Source organism: Flintibacter hominis, assembly GCF_014287965.1.
Taxonomy (GTDB): Bacteria; Bacillota; Clostridia; order Oscillospirales; family Oscillospiraceae; genus Lawsonibacter; species Lawsonibacter aceti.
The window spans coordinates 197,234-210,981 of sequence record NZ_JACOPO010000003.1 but is presented as its reverse complement, the minus strand read 5'-3'; the positions used below and the strand labels follow the sequence as shown (position 1 = coordinate 210,981).

At 55.0% G+C, this 13,748-nt stretch carries 17 protein-coding genes; 3 read left to right on the top strand and 14 right to left on the bottom strand.

Going from position 1 to position 13,748, the window contains the following annotated elements; genetic code table 11:
- Window positions 1-42: 42 nt before the first annotated feature.
- The 7 genes from H8S11_RS06265 to ruvC all read right to left on the bottom strand — a co-directional run bounded on the left by H8S11_RS06265 (window position 43) and on the right by ruvC (window position 5,263).
- Window positions 43-651, bottom strand: a complete 609-nt coding sequence (locus H8S11_RS06265) for a sigma-70 family RNA polymerase sigma factor (RefSeq protein WP_243200955.1) — start codon at window positions 649-651, stop codon at window positions 43-45.
- Between the two features lie 85 nt (window positions 652-736).
- Window positions 737-2,095, bottom strand: coding sequence for a phosphoglucosamine mutase (gene glmM / locus H8S11_RS06260; RefSeq protein ID WP_186852551.1), 1,359 nt, complete (start codon window positions 2,093-2,095; stop codon window positions 737-739).
- 34 nt (window positions 2,096-2,129) lie between these two features.
- Complete coding sequence (ruvB, locus tag H8S11_RS06255; protein WP_186852550.1) at window positions 2,130-3,203, bottom strand: Holliday junction branch migration DNA helicase RuvB; 1,074 nt, start codon at window positions 3,201-3,203, stop codon at window positions 2,130-2,132.
- A gap of 21 nt (window positions 3,204-3,224) precedes the next feature.
- The gene (locus tag H8S11_RS06250; RefSeq protein WP_186852549.1) at window positions 3,225-3,557 is read right to left on the bottom strand and encodes a DUF6054 family protein; all 333 of its coding nucleotides are present in this window, start codon (window positions 3,555-3,557) and stop codon (window positions 3,225-3,227) included.
- A gap of 106 nt (window positions 3,558-3,663) precedes the next feature.
- Window positions 3,664-4,272, bottom strand: coding sequence for a Holliday junction branch migration protein RuvA (gene ruvA / locus H8S11_RS06245; protein WP_147571753.1), 609 nt, complete (start codon window positions 4,270-4,272; stop codon window positions 3,664-3,666).
- Window positions 4,273-4,305: 33 nt separating this feature from the next.
- The gene (locus tag H8S11_RS06240) at window positions 4,306-4,737 is read right to left on the bottom strand and encodes a hypothetical protein (RefSeq protein WP_186852548.1); all 432 of its coding nucleotides are present in this window, start codon (window positions 4,735-4,737) and stop codon (window positions 4,306-4,308) included.
- 4 nt (window positions 4,738-4,741) lie between these two features.
- Window positions 4,742-5,263: a crossover junction endodeoxyribonuclease RuvC gene (gene ruvC / locus H8S11_RS06235; RefSeq protein ID WP_186852654.1), complete on the bottom strand. Its 522-nt coding sequence runs from the start codon at window positions 5,261-5,263 to the stop codon at window positions 4,742-4,744.
- Between the two features lie 199 nt (window positions 5,264-5,462).
- On the opposite strand from ruvC, the gene H8S11_RS06230 reads away from it, so the two are divergent.
- Genes H8S11_RS06230 through H8S11_RS06220 form a run of 3 tightly spaced genes read left to right on the top strand, consistent with a single transcriptional unit; the run spans window position 5,463 to window position 8,104 of the window.
- Window positions 5,463-5,966, top strand: a complete 504-nt coding sequence (locus tag H8S11_RS06230; RefSeq protein ID WP_147571749.1) for an RNA polymerase sigma factor — start codon at window positions 5,463-5,465, stop codon at window positions 5,964-5,966.
- Window positions 5,959-7,500 (top strand): hypothetical protein, encoded by a 1,542-nt coding sequence (locus tag H8S11_RS06225; RefSeq protein WP_186852547.1) that lies wholly within the window; start codon window positions 5,959-5,961, stop codon window positions 7,498-7,500. The genes H8S11_RS06230 and H8S11_RS06225 overlap by 8 nt, the downstream gene beginning before the upstream one ends.
- 58 nt (window positions 7,501-7,558) lie before the next feature.
- Window positions 7,559-8,104: a nitroreductase family protein gene (locus H8S11_RS06220; protein WP_186852546.1), complete on the top strand. Its 546-nt coding sequence runs from the start codon at window positions 7,559-7,561 to the stop codon at window positions 8,102-8,104.
- 49 nt (window positions 8,105-8,153) lie between these two features.
- Here H8S11_RS06220 and H8S11_RS06215 read toward each other — a convergent pair whose 3' ends face one another.
- The 7 genes from H8S11_RS06215 to H8S11_RS06185 all read right to left on the bottom strand — a co-directional run bounded on the left by H8S11_RS06215 (window position 8,154) and on the right by H8S11_RS06185 (window position 13,743).
- Entirely contained in the window at window positions 8,154-8,870 is a 717-nt protein-coding gene (locus H8S11_RS06215) for a Bax inhibitor-1/YccA family protein (RefSeq protein ID WP_147571746.1), read from the bottom strand.
- Window positions 8,871-8,884: 14 nt separating this feature from the next.
- Complete coding sequence (gene hisE, locus H8S11_RS06210; RefSeq protein ID WP_147571745.1) at window positions 8,885-9,211, bottom strand: phosphoribosyl-ATP diphosphatase; 327 nt, start codon at window positions 9,209-9,211, stop codon at window positions 8,885-8,887.
- Window positions 9,212-9,272: 61 nt separating this feature from the next.
- Window positions 9,273-9,593, bottom strand: coding sequence for a phosphoribosyl-AMP cyclohydrolase (gene hisI, locus H8S11_RS06205; protein WP_147571744.1), 321 nt, complete (start codon window positions 9,591-9,593; stop codon window positions 9,273-9,275).
- Window positions 9,594-9,598: 5 nt separating this feature from the next.
- Complete coding sequence (hisF, locus tag H8S11_RS06200; RefSeq protein WP_186852545.1) at window positions 9,599-10,354, bottom strand: imidazole glycerol phosphate synthase subunit HisF; 756 nt, start codon at window positions 10,352-10,354, stop codon at window positions 9,599-9,601.
- On the bottom strand, window positions 10,348-10,848 hold the full coding sequence (locus H8S11_RS06195; protein ID WP_186852544.1) for a P-loop NTPase family protein: 501 nt from the start codon (window positions 10,846-10,848) through the stop codon (window positions 10,348-10,350). Before H8S11_RS06195 ends, hisF begins: the two co-directional genes overlap by 7 nt.
- Window positions 10,845-11,564 (bottom strand): 1-(5-phosphoribosyl)-5-[(5-phosphoribosylamino)methylideneamino]imidazole-4-carboxamide isomerase, encoded by a 720-nt coding sequence (gene hisA, locus H8S11_RS06190; RefSeq protein ID WP_186852543.1) that lies wholly within the window; start codon window positions 11,562-11,564, stop codon window positions 10,845-10,847. Before hisA ends, H8S11_RS06195 begins: the two co-directional genes overlap by 4 nt.
- Window positions 11,565-11,628: 64 nt before the next feature.
- The gene (locus H8S11_RS06185) at window positions 11,629-13,743 is read right to left on the bottom strand and encodes an LTA synthase family protein (RefSeq protein WP_186852542.1); all 2,115 of its coding nucleotides are present in this window, start codon (window positions 13,741-13,743) and stop codon (window positions 11,629-11,631) included.
- Window positions 13,744-13,748: the final 5 nt, after the last annotated feature.

Here is a 13,748-nt window from a genome sequence, read left to right as displayed (position 1 = left end):
GTAATATGCGATCAGCTCACGCTGGATACGCCGGGGATAAAATCACCGCGCCAATTTGCGGCGAATGCGTTGGATGGCGTTGTCTACCGACTTTTGGGAGCGGTCTACCTGCTTTGCAATCTCTCCACAGGAGAGGCCGTTTAAATAGAGCGGCAAAATATTGGCTTCAAGCTCAGACAACTGGCCCTTCAGAGCATCTAGCCGCTCTTTCAGTTCCTCCCTGCCGATGATGACGTCCTCCGGGCTTTCCACGATGGAAAACAGTTGCGCGTTGGTCCCGTCAAAAAGAGGGGGTTCAAAAGAGATGCTGTGATTCAATGGGGAATGCTTGCCGCCTTGGGCGGCGCGGACAGCAGTAATCAGACGGCTTCGGATACAGATTTCAGCATAAGTGCGAAAAGCCGTGTCCCGCCGGAGATCAAAGCCACGGATGGCAGTCAGCAGGCCCAACATACCTTCCTGGATCAGGTCCTCGCTATCACCGCCTGCTAAGAACAGAGGGCGGGCACAAGCACGTACCAGTTGACCATATCGAAGGACCAATTCATCCTCCGCCTCACGGCAGCCATTGGAAATCTGCTGACATAATTCCTCATCGGACAAACTCTGGAATCGCGTTACTTCCATATCAATAGGATGGCTCTTAATCATAATAAACAAAATCAACGGATTTGTCAAGCCCTTTGCAGAAATATTTTGTCAAAACCTCCAAGCTCGACCATATCCGATTCATCTTTTATAGTTGGGGGATCAGATCTGCCAGCCGTTGGGCAGCCGCCTGGGCAATCTCCTCTGTCTTGGCCTCCACCATCACCCGCATCAGGGCCTCGGTTCCTGACGGGCGGACCAGCACCCGGCCCTCGCCGTTTAGGGCGCTCTCCTCCTGCTGGACAGCCTGGGCCAGTAACGGGCTGGCCATCGCCGACTTTTTTACATCGTTATCCGTGACCGGAACATTGATAAGCACCTGTGGGAAACGGGGACAGCATCCAAACAGCTCCGAAGCCCTTTTTCCACTCTCCTTCAGCAGGGCCAACATCTGTAACGCAGTCAACTGGCCGTCGCCAGTAGTTGCGTACTCCAGGAAAATCATGTGGCCAGACTGCTCGCCGCCTAGACGGTACCCCTTTTCCAGCATCCGCTCTAGAACATTCCGGTCGCCTACCGCAGTACATTCCAGGTCCATACCTTTTTCCTTGCTGTAAAGATGTAGGCCCAGATTGGACATGACAGTGGCCACGATGGCATTCCCAGGCAGCTTTCCCTTGGCTTTCATATCCAGTCCACAGGCGGCCATGATCTGATCCCCGTCGATGAGATTTCCCAGTTCATCGACCGCCAGACAGCGGTCCGCGTCCCCGTCAAAGGCGATGCCAATGTCGTAGCCGCCTGCCTTGACCATAGCGGCCAATCCATCAATATGGGTAGAGCCGCACTTTTCGTTGATATTGATTCCATCCGGGTCGGCGTTGATGACATCGGTACGCAGCTTAGAGAAGCGGTCAAACAGCCGCGCGGCAGTGGTAGAGGCCGCTCCGTTGGCACAGTCTACAAGGATACGCAGGCCACCCAGGGTGGAGTCTATAGTGCTCTCCAGGTGGTCGATGTAGTCCTCGCTGGCCTTGGGGGCCACATAGCTCACCTTGCCAATATCGCCACCTGTTTTCATAGGGACATTGTTGTGGCCAAAAAGGACAATATCCTCGATTTTTTCCTCCAGTTCATCGGACAGCTTGAAGCCCTGGCCGTTGAAGATCTTGATGCCGTTGTGCTCAAATGGATTGTGACTGGCGGAGATAACGATGCCAGCGTCCGCCCCCTCGTCCACAGTCACCCAGGCCACGCCTGGGGTGGGAAGAGTGCCCAAGTCCAGCACATCGGCCCCAGCAGTGCACAGCCCAGCGATGAGGGAGCCTTTCAGCAGATCCCCGGAGATCCGGGTATCCTTCCCGATGGTAACCAGAGGCTTCTCCCCCGGTTTTTTGTCCTTGGACAGCACAATAGCGGCAGCCAGTCCTACTTTATACGCCAAATCGGCGTCAAGCCCGGCGTTGACTACGCCGCGGATTCCGTCAGTCCCAAATAATTTACCCATAAATTCGCACCTCTATCATACAAAATGTGTCAAGTCAGAATGTCAGTTGATCCAGCTGGTCCACGGCTGCCGCTCCCGCGACAGGCAGTCCTAAATGTCGATAGGCTTTTTCCGTGACGCACCGCCCTCTTGGGGTACGGGTGAGGAAGCCAAGCTGCATCAGATAGGGCTCATAAACGTCCTCTAGGGTAACAGCCTCCTCGTTGATGGTAGCGGCCAGAGTATCTAACCCCACCGGTCCCCCCCGATAGTTTTCAATAATGGAGCGAAGCATCCGGTGATCGATGGAATCCAGCCCCAGGTAGTCGATCTCCAGGGCGGTGAGGGCTTCATCAGCCACCTTCTTGGTGATGACACCGCCAGCCCTCACCTGGGCGAAGTCCCGTACCCGGCGGAGCATCCGGTTGGCGATGCGAGGGGTTCCACGGCTGCGGCGCGCGATCTCCATGGCCCCGTCGGCTTCAATGGGCACCTCCAAGATGCCGGCGGATCGGGTAACGATCAACGCCAGTTCCGCCGGGGTATAGAGTTCAAGCCTTAATGTCACACCGAACCGGTCCCGCAGCGGGGCAGACAGTTGGCCAGCCCTGGTAGTAGCCCCGATCAGGGTAAACTTGGGCAGGTCCAAGCGGATAGAGTTGGCCGATGGGCCCTTGCCGATGATGATGTCGATGGCGTAGTCCTCCATGGCCGGGTACAGAACCTCCTCCACCGAGCGGTTGAGGCGGTGGATCTCATCCACAAAGAGTATGTCGTTCTCATTCAGGTTGGTGAGCAGGGCAGCCAGGTCCCCAGCCTTTTCAATGGCGGGGCCAGAGGTAATGCGCACATTGACCCCCATCTCGTTGGCGATAATGCCGCTAAGGGTAGTCTTACCTAATCCGGGTGGTCCGTGGAGGAGCACATGGTCCAGGGGCTCATGGCGCATCTTGGCCGCCTGGATGAACACCTCCAGGTTTCCCTTGGCCTTCTCCTGGCCGATATACTCCCGGAGGGTTCTGGGCCGAAGGGAATACTCCCCCTCGTCCTCCCTGGTGAGAGAGGTGGTCACCAGCGGTTCATCCGGCTCCTCACGGTCAAATTCTATGTTGGAAAAATCGATTGCCATGGGTTCACTTCCTGTTTTATTTTAGAGCTTTTCCGCCAGATCCCGGAGGGTATCTAAAAAGGCCTCCTCCCCCCAGGTGTTGAGCTTAAAAAACATGGCCTGGCTGCCGCCAGAGGTGATGGCGGACAGGAACAGCTCATCCCCATCCCCTGCCAAAGTCATGGCCAGGGACACTCGGTTACCACCGCCGAAGCTGTACCGCTCGTACACCCGTACACAGCAGCGCACTCCGGCGGACTGGAAATAACTCTCATCCTCAAAGCTTGCCGACATGCTGGCGTTCAAAATGCCCTCATGGATATACCGCAAGGTGTCGTCAAAGTCCCCATGAAGCCTTACTTCATACTTGGCCATAGCGTTTCACCTCAATCTCTTTTTTGAAATCAGTCCGCCCACACAATGGTACAAGGTACCTTGCGTCATATCGGGCCTTCACTACCTCGGAACTCAAGTCCGGCGCTCATCCCTTCATCATCTTTTTCAGGGCCTGCTTGATAATCTCCTCCAGCGCCAGGCTGTCCAAATCGATTCCCTTCAAAGCCAGATTGATCTCTCCCTGGGAATAGCCCAGTACCGCCAGAGCGGCGGACGCCTCTGACAGCTTATTCTCCGGGATGACGGTGATGCCCGTTCCGCCATAGGCCTCTCCCTTGGCAGAAATGGTCTGTCCTTTGGCCAGTTTATCTTTTAATTCCAAAATCACCCTCTGGGCAATTTTTTTGCCAATCCCTTGGGCGCAGGTAAGGGCCTTTTCGTCCCCAGTAATGATAGACAGCGCCAAATTGGCCGGTGTACTGGCAGACAGAATGGACAGCGCCGCCTTGGGCCCCACGCCGGACACAGAGATAAGATGCTGAAACAGGTTCAGCTCCTCCTGGGTGGCGAAGCCGTAGAGCTCCATGGCGTCCTCACGGACATTCAGGTATGTAAAAAGTTTTCCCTTGTTTCCTTTTTTCAGCGCTGACAAGGTGTAGCTGGTGGTACGGCAGGCAAACCCTACCCCGCCGCAATCAATCACGGCCAGGTAGGGCTCAATATGGGCCACCGTGCCGCTGAGATAGTAAAACATAAGTTCCTCCGCATACCGCCTTTTGGGCGGTGTTTATTCTTTTAGCAAATACCGTATTTCCCCGGTATAGTAGATCTCCAGTTTAAATTCTAATATGTGGTCCTGCAGATTCAGAAAACCGCTCAACACGGTCAGCCGAAAGCCATAGCTCTCGTCCATAATGTCCAGAGTACCGTCGGAATGCTCCAGCAGGAAGGTCTCCAGGGTCATTTTTTTGCCAGTAAAAGCTCCACAGTTGCCGCACAGGACGTCCTGGTACTCTATTATGTAGATGTAAGAGGAGTCCCAGTCCACCCCGGTGAGCTCCACATCCCCATCCACCTGTCCATAGGGGGCGGCGGTGCACACATAGCCGTACTGGGTCACCAGACGCAGGGTATCCCTCTCCGCCTGCAGTTCCATAATATGGGCGTCATGGAGGCTGTACTCCGGTTCTGAAGCGGGCTTTTTGACGATCATCCTCATCCCATTACCTCGTATCGTACTTTTTGGGGTCAAAGACCCGCTCAGTGTTCAGCAGAGATGTGGCCGCCCGGCTGTGGCAGATGGCGATGGCCAGGGCGTCGGCGGCATCGTCAGGCCGGGGAATCTCCTTCATGTTGAGAAGCCGCTGGGTCATGAGCATGACCTGCCGCTTGTCCGCCCCTCCGTAGCCAGCGACAGCTTGTTTCACCTGCATAGGGGTGTACTCAAAGACGGGCACGCCCAGCTTCTCCGCGGCCAGCAAAATAACTCCCCGTCCATGGGCTACGGCAATGCCAGTGGTAATATTTTTGGTAAAAAACAGTTCCTCCACGGCCATCTCGTCCGGATGAAAGGTCTGGATCAGCTCCTCCATATCGTCAGATATCTGACAAAGGCGGCGGGACAGAGGGAGCCCCGGCGGTGTGGTGATGACACCATATTGGAGCAGAGCGTTCCTGCCCCGATCAGCCCGAATGAGGCCAAAGCCAATGGTAGCGACCCCAGGGTCGATGCCTAAGACGACCATAATTCCCTCCGTGTCCATATCAATACATTGTAATGATAACATACTTTTGTTAGAATTGGAAGTTGGAAATAAACTTTGTTTTTATAGGTGGTCGTCACAGGACTTCAGGGGCTTGCGATCTATCCGTCTAAAAATATTTCTTAAGGCGGTGACATTTGGCCTTCCAGAGTTGAGTTATGGTAGAAAGGAGGTTTTGCCGATGGACGCTAAACCACTGCGCACGGGCGGCCAAGTGGAGGATATCCTGGTCCGCTATCAAAATACGGTATACGGTCTGGCTCTGGCTAGGACCGGCAGCCGAGCAGACGCAGAGGATGTATTTCAGGAGGTCTTTCTCGCTTACTTCCAATCAAACAAAGCTTTTCGAGATGAGGAACATCAAAAGGCATGGCTGCTTCGGACCACGATCAATTTCTGCCGGCGGGTCACCTCCTCCAGTTGGAGGAAAAGGACGGTCCCTCTTTCCCAGCGGGAAGACAGGCCTCTTCCCTTCCAGTCCGCGGAAGAAAACTCCGTGTGGCAGGCTGTGATGGAGCTGGAGGAGTCCCTCCGTGTCCCCATCTACCTCTTTTATTTTCAGGGGCTGACCACACAGGAAATCGCCCGCGCTCTGTCTATCCGTCCTGGTGCGGTCCGAATGCGGTTGTCCCGTGGTCGGGAGAGGCTGCGCCAGACTCTGAAAGGAGATTATTTCGATGAATAAGGATCTGTTTTGCTCCATGCAGAGAAAACTGATACCCAGCCAACAGGCAGTGGACCAACTGAAAGAGCGGCTTGTCCAATCCGCTCCCGCCGGACGGCAGCCCATCCCCTGGAAGTATGGGGCGCTGGCTGCCTGCGCCGCTTTATTGATCGCCGCGTATCCCATTTATCACACTCTCTCCCCCACACTTCATCCTGTGTTGGATGGTGGTCAGGGCGGATATGGCACCTATGAGATAGCCAACGAGGATGCCTATGGCGAAATCGGGACGGAGCTGCCCCGGCTTAACATCTGGGATACCCAGGCACCATCCCAAGCCAGCGCGCACAGCTACGCCGCTGGAGAGGGGGTAAACCGAGAGGTTACTCAGTCCGACTTGGAGACCCTGCTGGGCGGCTTTATTCCCCAGGTATTGGGGTGGGAGGGGTTTGACCAGCTCTCCGGTATGTTAGCCTTCGGACCGGGGCACGGCGACCCCTTGGACACGCTGTTTTATGGTCACTTCTATGCCGACTGCGACTGGGGTAAGCTGACCCTAATGGTAGGAGGTCTAGGCACCAAGGTCTCTCCTGATGCCATTGGCCGCCCGGAGGGCTATCCGGGGGATGCCCTCACAGTCATCGAGGGTATCGAGGTCTTGGCAGCCCGATTCACCGATCTGGACGGCACAAACTATGGAGAGGTGTCCTTTACCACTAGGGACGGTTACAGCGTTTTTTACGCGGTAAACACTCCATCCCCGGAGCAGACGGAGGAACTTCTCGCCCGGCTGGTTCAGCTTGCGGTGTTGGAGGACGGCCTATCCCCTGAGGCTCTGGCCCCCGACCCTGACGCCTATGCCCAGGGCAGAGGAGAAACTGACCCCATGGAATCCAAAGACGCGGCCGCGCCGCCTCCTCTAGCCGGGGTATCTGCCTGGCAGAGTCAGCCTTGGTTCGGTGGATACTATTATGACAATGACACTGGCCGGTACGTCATCGTGCAGGTAGAGGGTCAGCCGCTCCCTGACCTGGACTTCGGAAACGCCGTCTTTGTCCCTGGAAAATATTCTTACACCTGCCTCAGCGGGCTGATGGACCAGCTCAACGAGCTTGTCCGTACTGACCCAGTGTGCAAGGCTGTCATGTCTGGCTGGTGGATCAATGAGATCGACAACCGTATCGACCTGACCATCACAGAGGAAGATCCCCATCTGCTGGCCATTCTGGCCCAGCTGGACCCGGAGGGGGACGCTATCCAGGTCTCTCTGGGCGGTTTTGCTGCTACAGACGAGGATGTGTCCGTGTCCTATCAGGTCCTTCCCAGCGCCCTTCCAGGCAGCCTACGAGACGGAGATCCGGCAGGCTGCCCCACTTCGGAGGAACCAATAGTCATCGAACCTACCGAGCCACAGGACGGTGGGGAAGTCAGTCAGCCGGCCCGTGAGGATTTAGCGCAGGAGCCCTTCTGTAATCAGACTGCCTCCTCCTACTCCGGCAGCATACCTTCAGGCGCACGGGCGGCGAATACCGGGTCCTATGAGCCCCAGGCTTGACAATCCCTTTCGGGCGAGATACCATGAATACAGCTTATGAGAAAAGGAGCGTGTCGATATGGACGCCCAACGGTGTATTTTGACCCGGCGCAGCGTGCGCCAGTTTGCTGACCGGCCGGTCAGCCGCGAGCTGCTGGAGAAAGTCGTTTCTCTGGCCTCCTATGCCCCAAGCTGGAAAAACACTCAGATCAGCCGCTATATCGCCATCGAGGATCCGGCCACACGGGAAACCATCGCTTCGGAGTACTGTCTGCCAGGGGCTAACAACCCCACCATTATCCGTGCTTGTCCCCTGCTTGTGGCCCAAACCTTCGTGAAGGCACGCAGCGGCTATGAGCGGGACGGCAGCTTTACCACAGACCGAGAGGCCGGTTGGCAGTATTACGACTGCGGTATCGCAGCCCAGACCTTCTGCTTGGCCGCTCATGAATTAGGGCTAGGTACCGTCATCATGGGAATCTTTGACCGGAAGAGGCTTCAAGCCTATCTAGAGGTGCCAGAGGATCAAGAGCTGATGGCCCTCATCGCGGTCGGCTGGCCAGGAGGGGCCGAGCTGACTGCTCCAAAGCGGAAGGACGTAGACATTCTGCTCTCCTATCGATAAATTGAGACAAAAAGCTCCCCAGTGCTAATTTAGCACCGGGGAGCTTTTTTTACCGTCTGCGATTTCCCAGGAAACGAAGGAGATATAAAAACAGGTTCAGGAAATCCAGATAAAGCTGCAAAGCGGAGAAGATAGACGCCTTGGCCAGCATGTCGGGATAGCTGGCATAATATTGATAGAAAGCCTTGATCTTCTGCGTGTCATAGGCGGTATAGGCCAGGAACACCGCGATGCCGAACAGGCAGGCCACCCGGTCGAACATTACCAGTCCAGGGATAAACATGGATAAAAGGCCAAAGGCGATGAGGAAAAGCAGCCCAAAAAACAGAAACGGCCGCAAATTGGACATGTCCCTGCGTGTCAAAAAGCCGTAGGCAGACAGGGCGCCAAAATAAAGCCCCGTGAGCAGGAAACTCCAAATGACTGACTCTATCTCATAGACAAACAGGTAGATGGAAAGTGTAAAACCAAACAGGACGGAGAACAGAACGAATATCAGAACAGCCGTGCTGACCCGCATCCGCTCGATCCTTCGAGCCATGGTAAAAGATAAAATCATTGTAGCCACCAGAGCCAGCAGATGGAGATAGGGGACAGAAACCAAAGCATAGATGGTGAAATAGGACATCCGGCAGGCCAGCGCCGTACCAAAGGTGATTAATAGGCCCAGCATCACCCACAGGAAGGTCTTGGCTGTATACTGACCAAGGGGCTCAACATAACCGCTTGCGTAGCTGCGGTCAAATTCATTGGGATCAAAACTCAATAGAAACACTCCTTTCAGGTCTCATGATCGCTGACATGGAATTGTTTTAAGTTGCCGATCTTGGTGCTGCGGCGATCCAGCTCCTCCATGACCGCCTCCAACGGGATATCCTGTTGGACCATCATAACAGTCAGATGATAGAGAAGATCGGAAATCTCCCCCACCGTTTCCTCCTGCCTGCCGTTCTTGGCGGCAATAATGGTTTCCGAACACTCCTCCCCTACTTTTTTCAATATCTTATCCAGGCCCTTTTCTAACAAATAGCAGGTGTAAGAACCCTCTTGCGGTTGCGCTCTCCGGCTCTCTATCACCCGGTATAGCTGGGCCAAAGTATCATTCATCCTTATCGCTCCCATCCTAGGACAGTTTTCCCTCATTGAAAAAGGATACACTGTGTTTTTATTATATCTCGATTTCCCGGAAAAAGCAACTGTGTGCTCCGGTGTGGCAGGTAGGTCCATCTGGAATGCACAGGTAAAGCAGGGTATCGGTGTCACAGTCTGTCATAATGCGCTTCACATGGAGAAAGTTGCCGGAAGTGCTCCCCTTGTTCCAGAGCTCCTGCCGGCTTCGGCTCCAGAACCAAGCCGTCCCCGTTTCCAGTGTCAGCTCCACCGCTTTTCTATTCGTGAAACCCAGCATCAGGACATCCTTGGTGTCCACATGCTGAATAATCACCGGAATCAGCTCTGACTTTTGAAAAAGGAGGTCTAAATCAAACATATCCATCACCTCACCGGGATATTCTTGCCCCGGAGAAAATCCTTGACCTGGGGCACCGTCAGCTCGCCAAAATGAAACAGGGAAGCCGCCAGGGCCGCATCGCAGCCTGTTTCCTGGAAAACCTGAGCAAAATGCTCCAGAGTGCCGCAGCCGCCGGAGGCGATCACCGGGATCGATACCGCCTGAGTGACCGCACGGGTCATTTCCAGGTCAAAACCGGCCTTGGTGCCGTCCGCATCCATGGATGTAAGGAGGATCTCCCCCGCGCCCAGAGCTTCCCCCTGTTGAGCCCACTCCACAGCGTCCAGGCCAGTCGGAGTCCGGCCTCCGGCGGTGACCACCTCAAAGGTGCCGTCGGTCCGCTTGCGGGCATCGATGGCCAAAACGACACATTGGGAGCCAAAGCGTTCCGCGGCTCTGGAAATCAGAGTCGGGTCCTGAACCGCAGCCGAATTCACAGATATCTTATCCGCTCCCGCCCGGAGCAGACGCTGGAAATCCTCCAGCGTGCGGATCCCGCCGCCAACGGTCAGCGGAACAAAGACCTGGCTGGCTGTGCGCTCCACCACATCAGCCACCGTATCCCTTTTGTCGCTGGTGGCAGTGATGTCCAAAAAGACGATCTCGTCCGCCCCCTGATCCGAGTAAAATTTGGCCAGCGCCACCGGATCGCCCGCGTCCCGGATGTTGACAAAGTTGACTCCCTTCACCACCCGTCCGTCACGGACATCGAGGCAGGGAATGATTCGTTTGGCTAACATGACAGTCCCTCCAAAAATCGATTGATGGCCCTCTGGTCGTTCAGAACCACCGTCTTGTGGGGATACCGCAAGGCAACCGCTCTATAAAAAGCTCGGTTCCGCCCCTTCCACAGCAGCCAGGCAAGGAATTCCGGGTCCAACTTTTCCAGGCAACCTTCCGCCATATCCTCCCGAGTGCGGCCGTGGTAGATAACATATCTTTTGACCGCCCTTACCAGACAGGAAAAGCGGTTCAAAAGTAGGATTATGACACAGTCCGCCTCTTCCAGCCTTCGTTCTTGGAGAAAGGCACTATAATTTCCATCTATAACCCAGCTCTCTTGGGACATAAACTGTTCCACCTGGGACAGGGCTTCTCCCCTGTCCCGTTCTATCCATCCAGCCTCAAACTGCACCTGGTCCAGATAAAGGACAGGACAGCCGTACCGCTTCCCCAACTCCCGGGATAACGTGGACTTTCCGGCCCCGCTGTATCCCAGGACCGCGATCTTCATTCCTGTGTGCCTCCGTCCGCCACCGCCCGCGCCAGATCAATCGTTCCGGCGTAGTACGCCTTGCCAATGATAGCGCCGTACAGTCCCATGGCGGCTAGTACACGGATATCTCCGTTATTCGATACGCCGCCGGAGGCCACGATATGGCAGCCGACGGTCCTCTGCAGCTCCTCCAGTCTTCCAAAGCTGGGGCCGGACAGAGTCCCATCTGTCTCAATATCTGTAAAGATGATCGTCCTTACACCGAGCTTCTCCATGGACCGCGCAAATTCCAGGTAATCCAGGCCAGAGTCCTCTACCCAGCCGGCGGTCTTGACCCGTCCGTCTTTGGTATCGACGCCCACCGCGATCTTATCTCCCCATCGTTTCACAGCGTCGGATACCAGTTGGGGATGGGTGACAGCGGCGGAACCGATGACGGCCCGAGATACGCCCAGGTCAAAGACCTCCTCCAGATCCGACATAGAGCGGATTCCCCCGCCCAGTTCGACATGAAGCCCCACATCTGACACCGCTTGGACGATTTCTCCATTTTTTCTGGTTCCATCTCTGGCTCCATCCAAATCCACAATATGGACCCAGCGAGTTCCAGCGCGCAAAAAGGCCCGTGCCGTCTCCACCGGATCTCTTGCCACCTGGTGGACTGTATCAAAATCCCCCTTGTAGAGTCGGACAACCTTTCTGTCTTTCAAATCGATGGCGGGAAGTATCTGCATAGGACCGCTCCTCCTTTGATTCAGATAAAAGCGGGACGGGGCCACTGGTCCCGCCCCAGCTTATTTAGCCATTCCCAAACACATAGCCGTAAAAATCATTCTCTATGACCAACGCTGTGCTGTCCAGCTTATATTGTACTAGCTTCTTCATGGCGGACACATAGTCCTCCTGTTCCTCTGCGGTCATGGAGACTCCCGCAGCCGGGGTAAAGGTACTGGTATAGCGGTCATAGAACCCCCGATCTGACCTCCAGCACTTGGAGGAAAAGACCACCAATCCCTCGTTGTCTGACAGAATATCGCTTCCGTCCAGCATCCGTGAGTCGTACTCCAGCCCCAGAAGATTGGACACCGTAGGCAGGATATCTACCTGGCAGCACACCTTATCTACCTCTACAGGCTCCTCCATGCTGGCCGACCACAGGATCAGGGAATTTCTGTATACGTCAAAATTGATGTTGCCCTCCTTCAGATACTCCAGGTCCTCTGAGCTTCCAAAGGATTCACCCGCCAGCTCCTCCAGTGTCGCTACATCGAAGTAAGGGATATGGTCGGGGGCAGCAACAATCAAGGTAGAGTCCAGCTTGCCCGCCTCCTCCAGCCGCTGGATGAGATACTCCAAAGCCCGATCCACTTCAATCACGGTGGCCACATAGTTCTTGGTGGTATCGCTGTAAGGCAACGGGTCCACAAGATCTCTGTACTGATTGGCCACACGGTTGTTGGAGTATGGCATGTGGCCGCTGATGGTCAGATAGTACACATGGAAGGGCGCCTCGCTATTGAGATAGTTGTCGATGCTGGCTTGGATCATATACTTGTCCCGCTGGGGCCACAGCAGCTTGCCGCTTTCGGACAGCTCCAAATTGTCAAAGCCCATGCCGAACTGTCGCCAATCGTAGCCCAGGTTAGGATGAGACTTCTCCCGGTTATACATATTGGAGTTGGGGTGATAGCCCTGGACCAGGTATCCCTCCCGTCCCAACTGCTGGGCCAGGGAGAAGTACAGGTTGGTCCCCAGGTCCCCGGTCCGGGGCAGGGTGGCCGGATTCCCGTTTTTCGGGTATAGTCCTAGCAAGTTCTGACACTCTCCGCCGGAGGTGCTGGTAAAATGGAGGGCGGTATAGAAGTTGTTGAATACAAAGCCCTCGTGGGTCAGCTTATAGAGTGTAGGGGTCAGCTCCGGGTCAATAGCGTAGCCAGAGAAACCTTCCAGTGTCAGGAAAATCACGTTATAGCCCTCGAACATCCCGGTATATTCATTCTTTCTGGTGGGAGTCACGCTGTTGAAATAGTTGGCTAACCACTGGATGTCCTGATTCGTAGCCGTTTCCGCAATTTGGGACAGGTCCACATCCATCACGTTGGGTGATGTGTCGATGACCGGCTCCGGGTCCTCTAGATTCTGGGAGGAGCCGCCCTCTTCCGAGGAGGAACTGCCTCCCAAGTCGCCCAGACCACTAAAGTCCGCGTCTAATGTGTTGTCCGCCGGGAAAAAGAGGTGCTTCACATCCAGTCTCAGCGATGTCCACATACCGAGCTGCTCTACCTGGTCATCCATATTGGTATCCATGCGGTACAGCTGCTTCGGAGTCAAATCCCCCTTCCAGGGCAGATGGACCATACCCAGGCCAAGCAGATGAAAAATTACCGCCCCGGCCAACACTACCCCGGAAAAACGGATATCAAATCGTCCAAAGCCCAGTAGGCGCCCCCCAAAGGCGATGATCAAAATCGCCGGAAGGAAAAGCAGCAAAATGATGGGAATGGAGCGCACTAGGGTAGATACAATCACGTCGGCGTAGTCAATGAGCCGATTTCCCGCCGCCATTTTCACAGCGCTGAACCCATAATAAGTGGTCAAAATCTTTTTTGCGATAATCTCCACCACATAAATCAGAGAAAACAGGAACGCCAGCACTTTGGTGATAATACAGTTGGCCAGCCGAGAGAACGGCAGGGTAAATGCGGCCACAAAAAGGCCTCCCGCCAGGCTGAACACCAGATAAATAGGCAAGTACCCTAAATAATTGCCCATATAAATATGAAGCACCAGCTCCAAATAGAGGATCTGGAGGGGAAAGAACATCACTCGCCCCAAAGTCTGCCCAGAGCCGGACCCTGTTCGGCTAGACCGGCGCTCCTGATAAATGCGTTTACCACTGTAAGGACGGGACATGGGAA

Bases quoted from the DNA above. Each gene is read 5' to 3' on its own strand.
- H8S11_RS06265 (WP_243200955.1), bottom strand. From the start codon at position 651: ATGATTAAGAGCCATCCTATTGATATGGAAGTAACGCGATTCCAGAGT.
- glmM (WP_186852551.1), bottom strand. From the start codon at position 2,095: ATGGGTAAATTATTTGGGACTGACGGAATCCGCGGCGTAGTCAACGCC.
- ruvB (WP_186852550.1), bottom strand. From the start codon at position 3,203: ATGGCAATCGATTTTTCCAACATAGAATTTGACCGTGAGGAGCCGGAT.
- H8S11_RS06250 (WP_186852549.1), bottom strand. From the start codon at position 3,557: ATGGCCAAGTATGAAGTAAGGCTTCATGGGGACTTTGACGACACCTTG.
- ruvA (WP_147571753.1), bottom strand. From the start codon at position 4,272: ATGTTTTACTATCTCAGCGGCACGGTGGCCCATATTGAGCCCTACCTG.
- H8S11_RS06240 (WP_186852548.1), bottom strand. From the start codon at position 4,737: ATGAGGATGATCGTCAAAAAGCCCGCTTCAGAACCGGAGTACAGCCTC.
- ruvC (WP_186852654.1), bottom strand. From the start codon at position 5,263: ATGGTCGTCTTAGGCATCGACCCTGGGGTCGCTACCATTGGCTTTGGC.
- H8S11_RS06230 (WP_147571749.1), top strand. From the start codon at position 5,463: ATGGACGCTAAACCACTGCGCACGGGCGGCCAAGTGGAGGATATCCTG.
- H8S11_RS06225 (WP_186852547.1), top strand. From the start codon at position 5,959: ATGAATAAGGATCTGTTTTGCTCCATGCAGAGAAAACTGATACCCAGC.
- H8S11_RS06220 (WP_186852546.1), top strand. From the start codon at position 7,559: ATGGACGCCCAACGGTGTATTTTGACCCGGCGCAGCGTGCGCCAGTTT.
- hisE (WP_147571745.1), bottom strand. From the start codon at position 9,211: ATGAATGATACTTTGGCCCAGCTATACCGGGTGATAGAGAGCCGGAGA.
- hisI (WP_147571744.1), bottom strand. From the start codon at position 9,593: ATGTTTGATTTAGACCTCCTTTTTCAAAAGTCAGAGCTGATTCCGGTG.
- hisF (WP_186852545.1), bottom strand. From the start codon at position 10,354: ATGTTAGCCAAACGAATCATTCCCTGCCTCGATGTCCGTGACGGACGG.
- H8S11_RS06195 (WP_186852544.1), bottom strand. From the start codon at position 10,848: ATGAAGATCGCGGTCCTGGGATACAGCGGGGCCGGAAAGTCCACGTTA.
- hisA (WP_186852543.1), bottom strand. From the start codon at position 11,564: ATGCAGATACTTCCCGCCATCGATTTGAAAGACAGAAAGGTTGTCCGA.
- H8S11_RS06185 (WP_186852542.1), bottom strand. From the start codon at position 13,743: ATGTCCCGTCCTTACAGTGGTAAACGCATTTATCAGGAGCGCCGGTCT.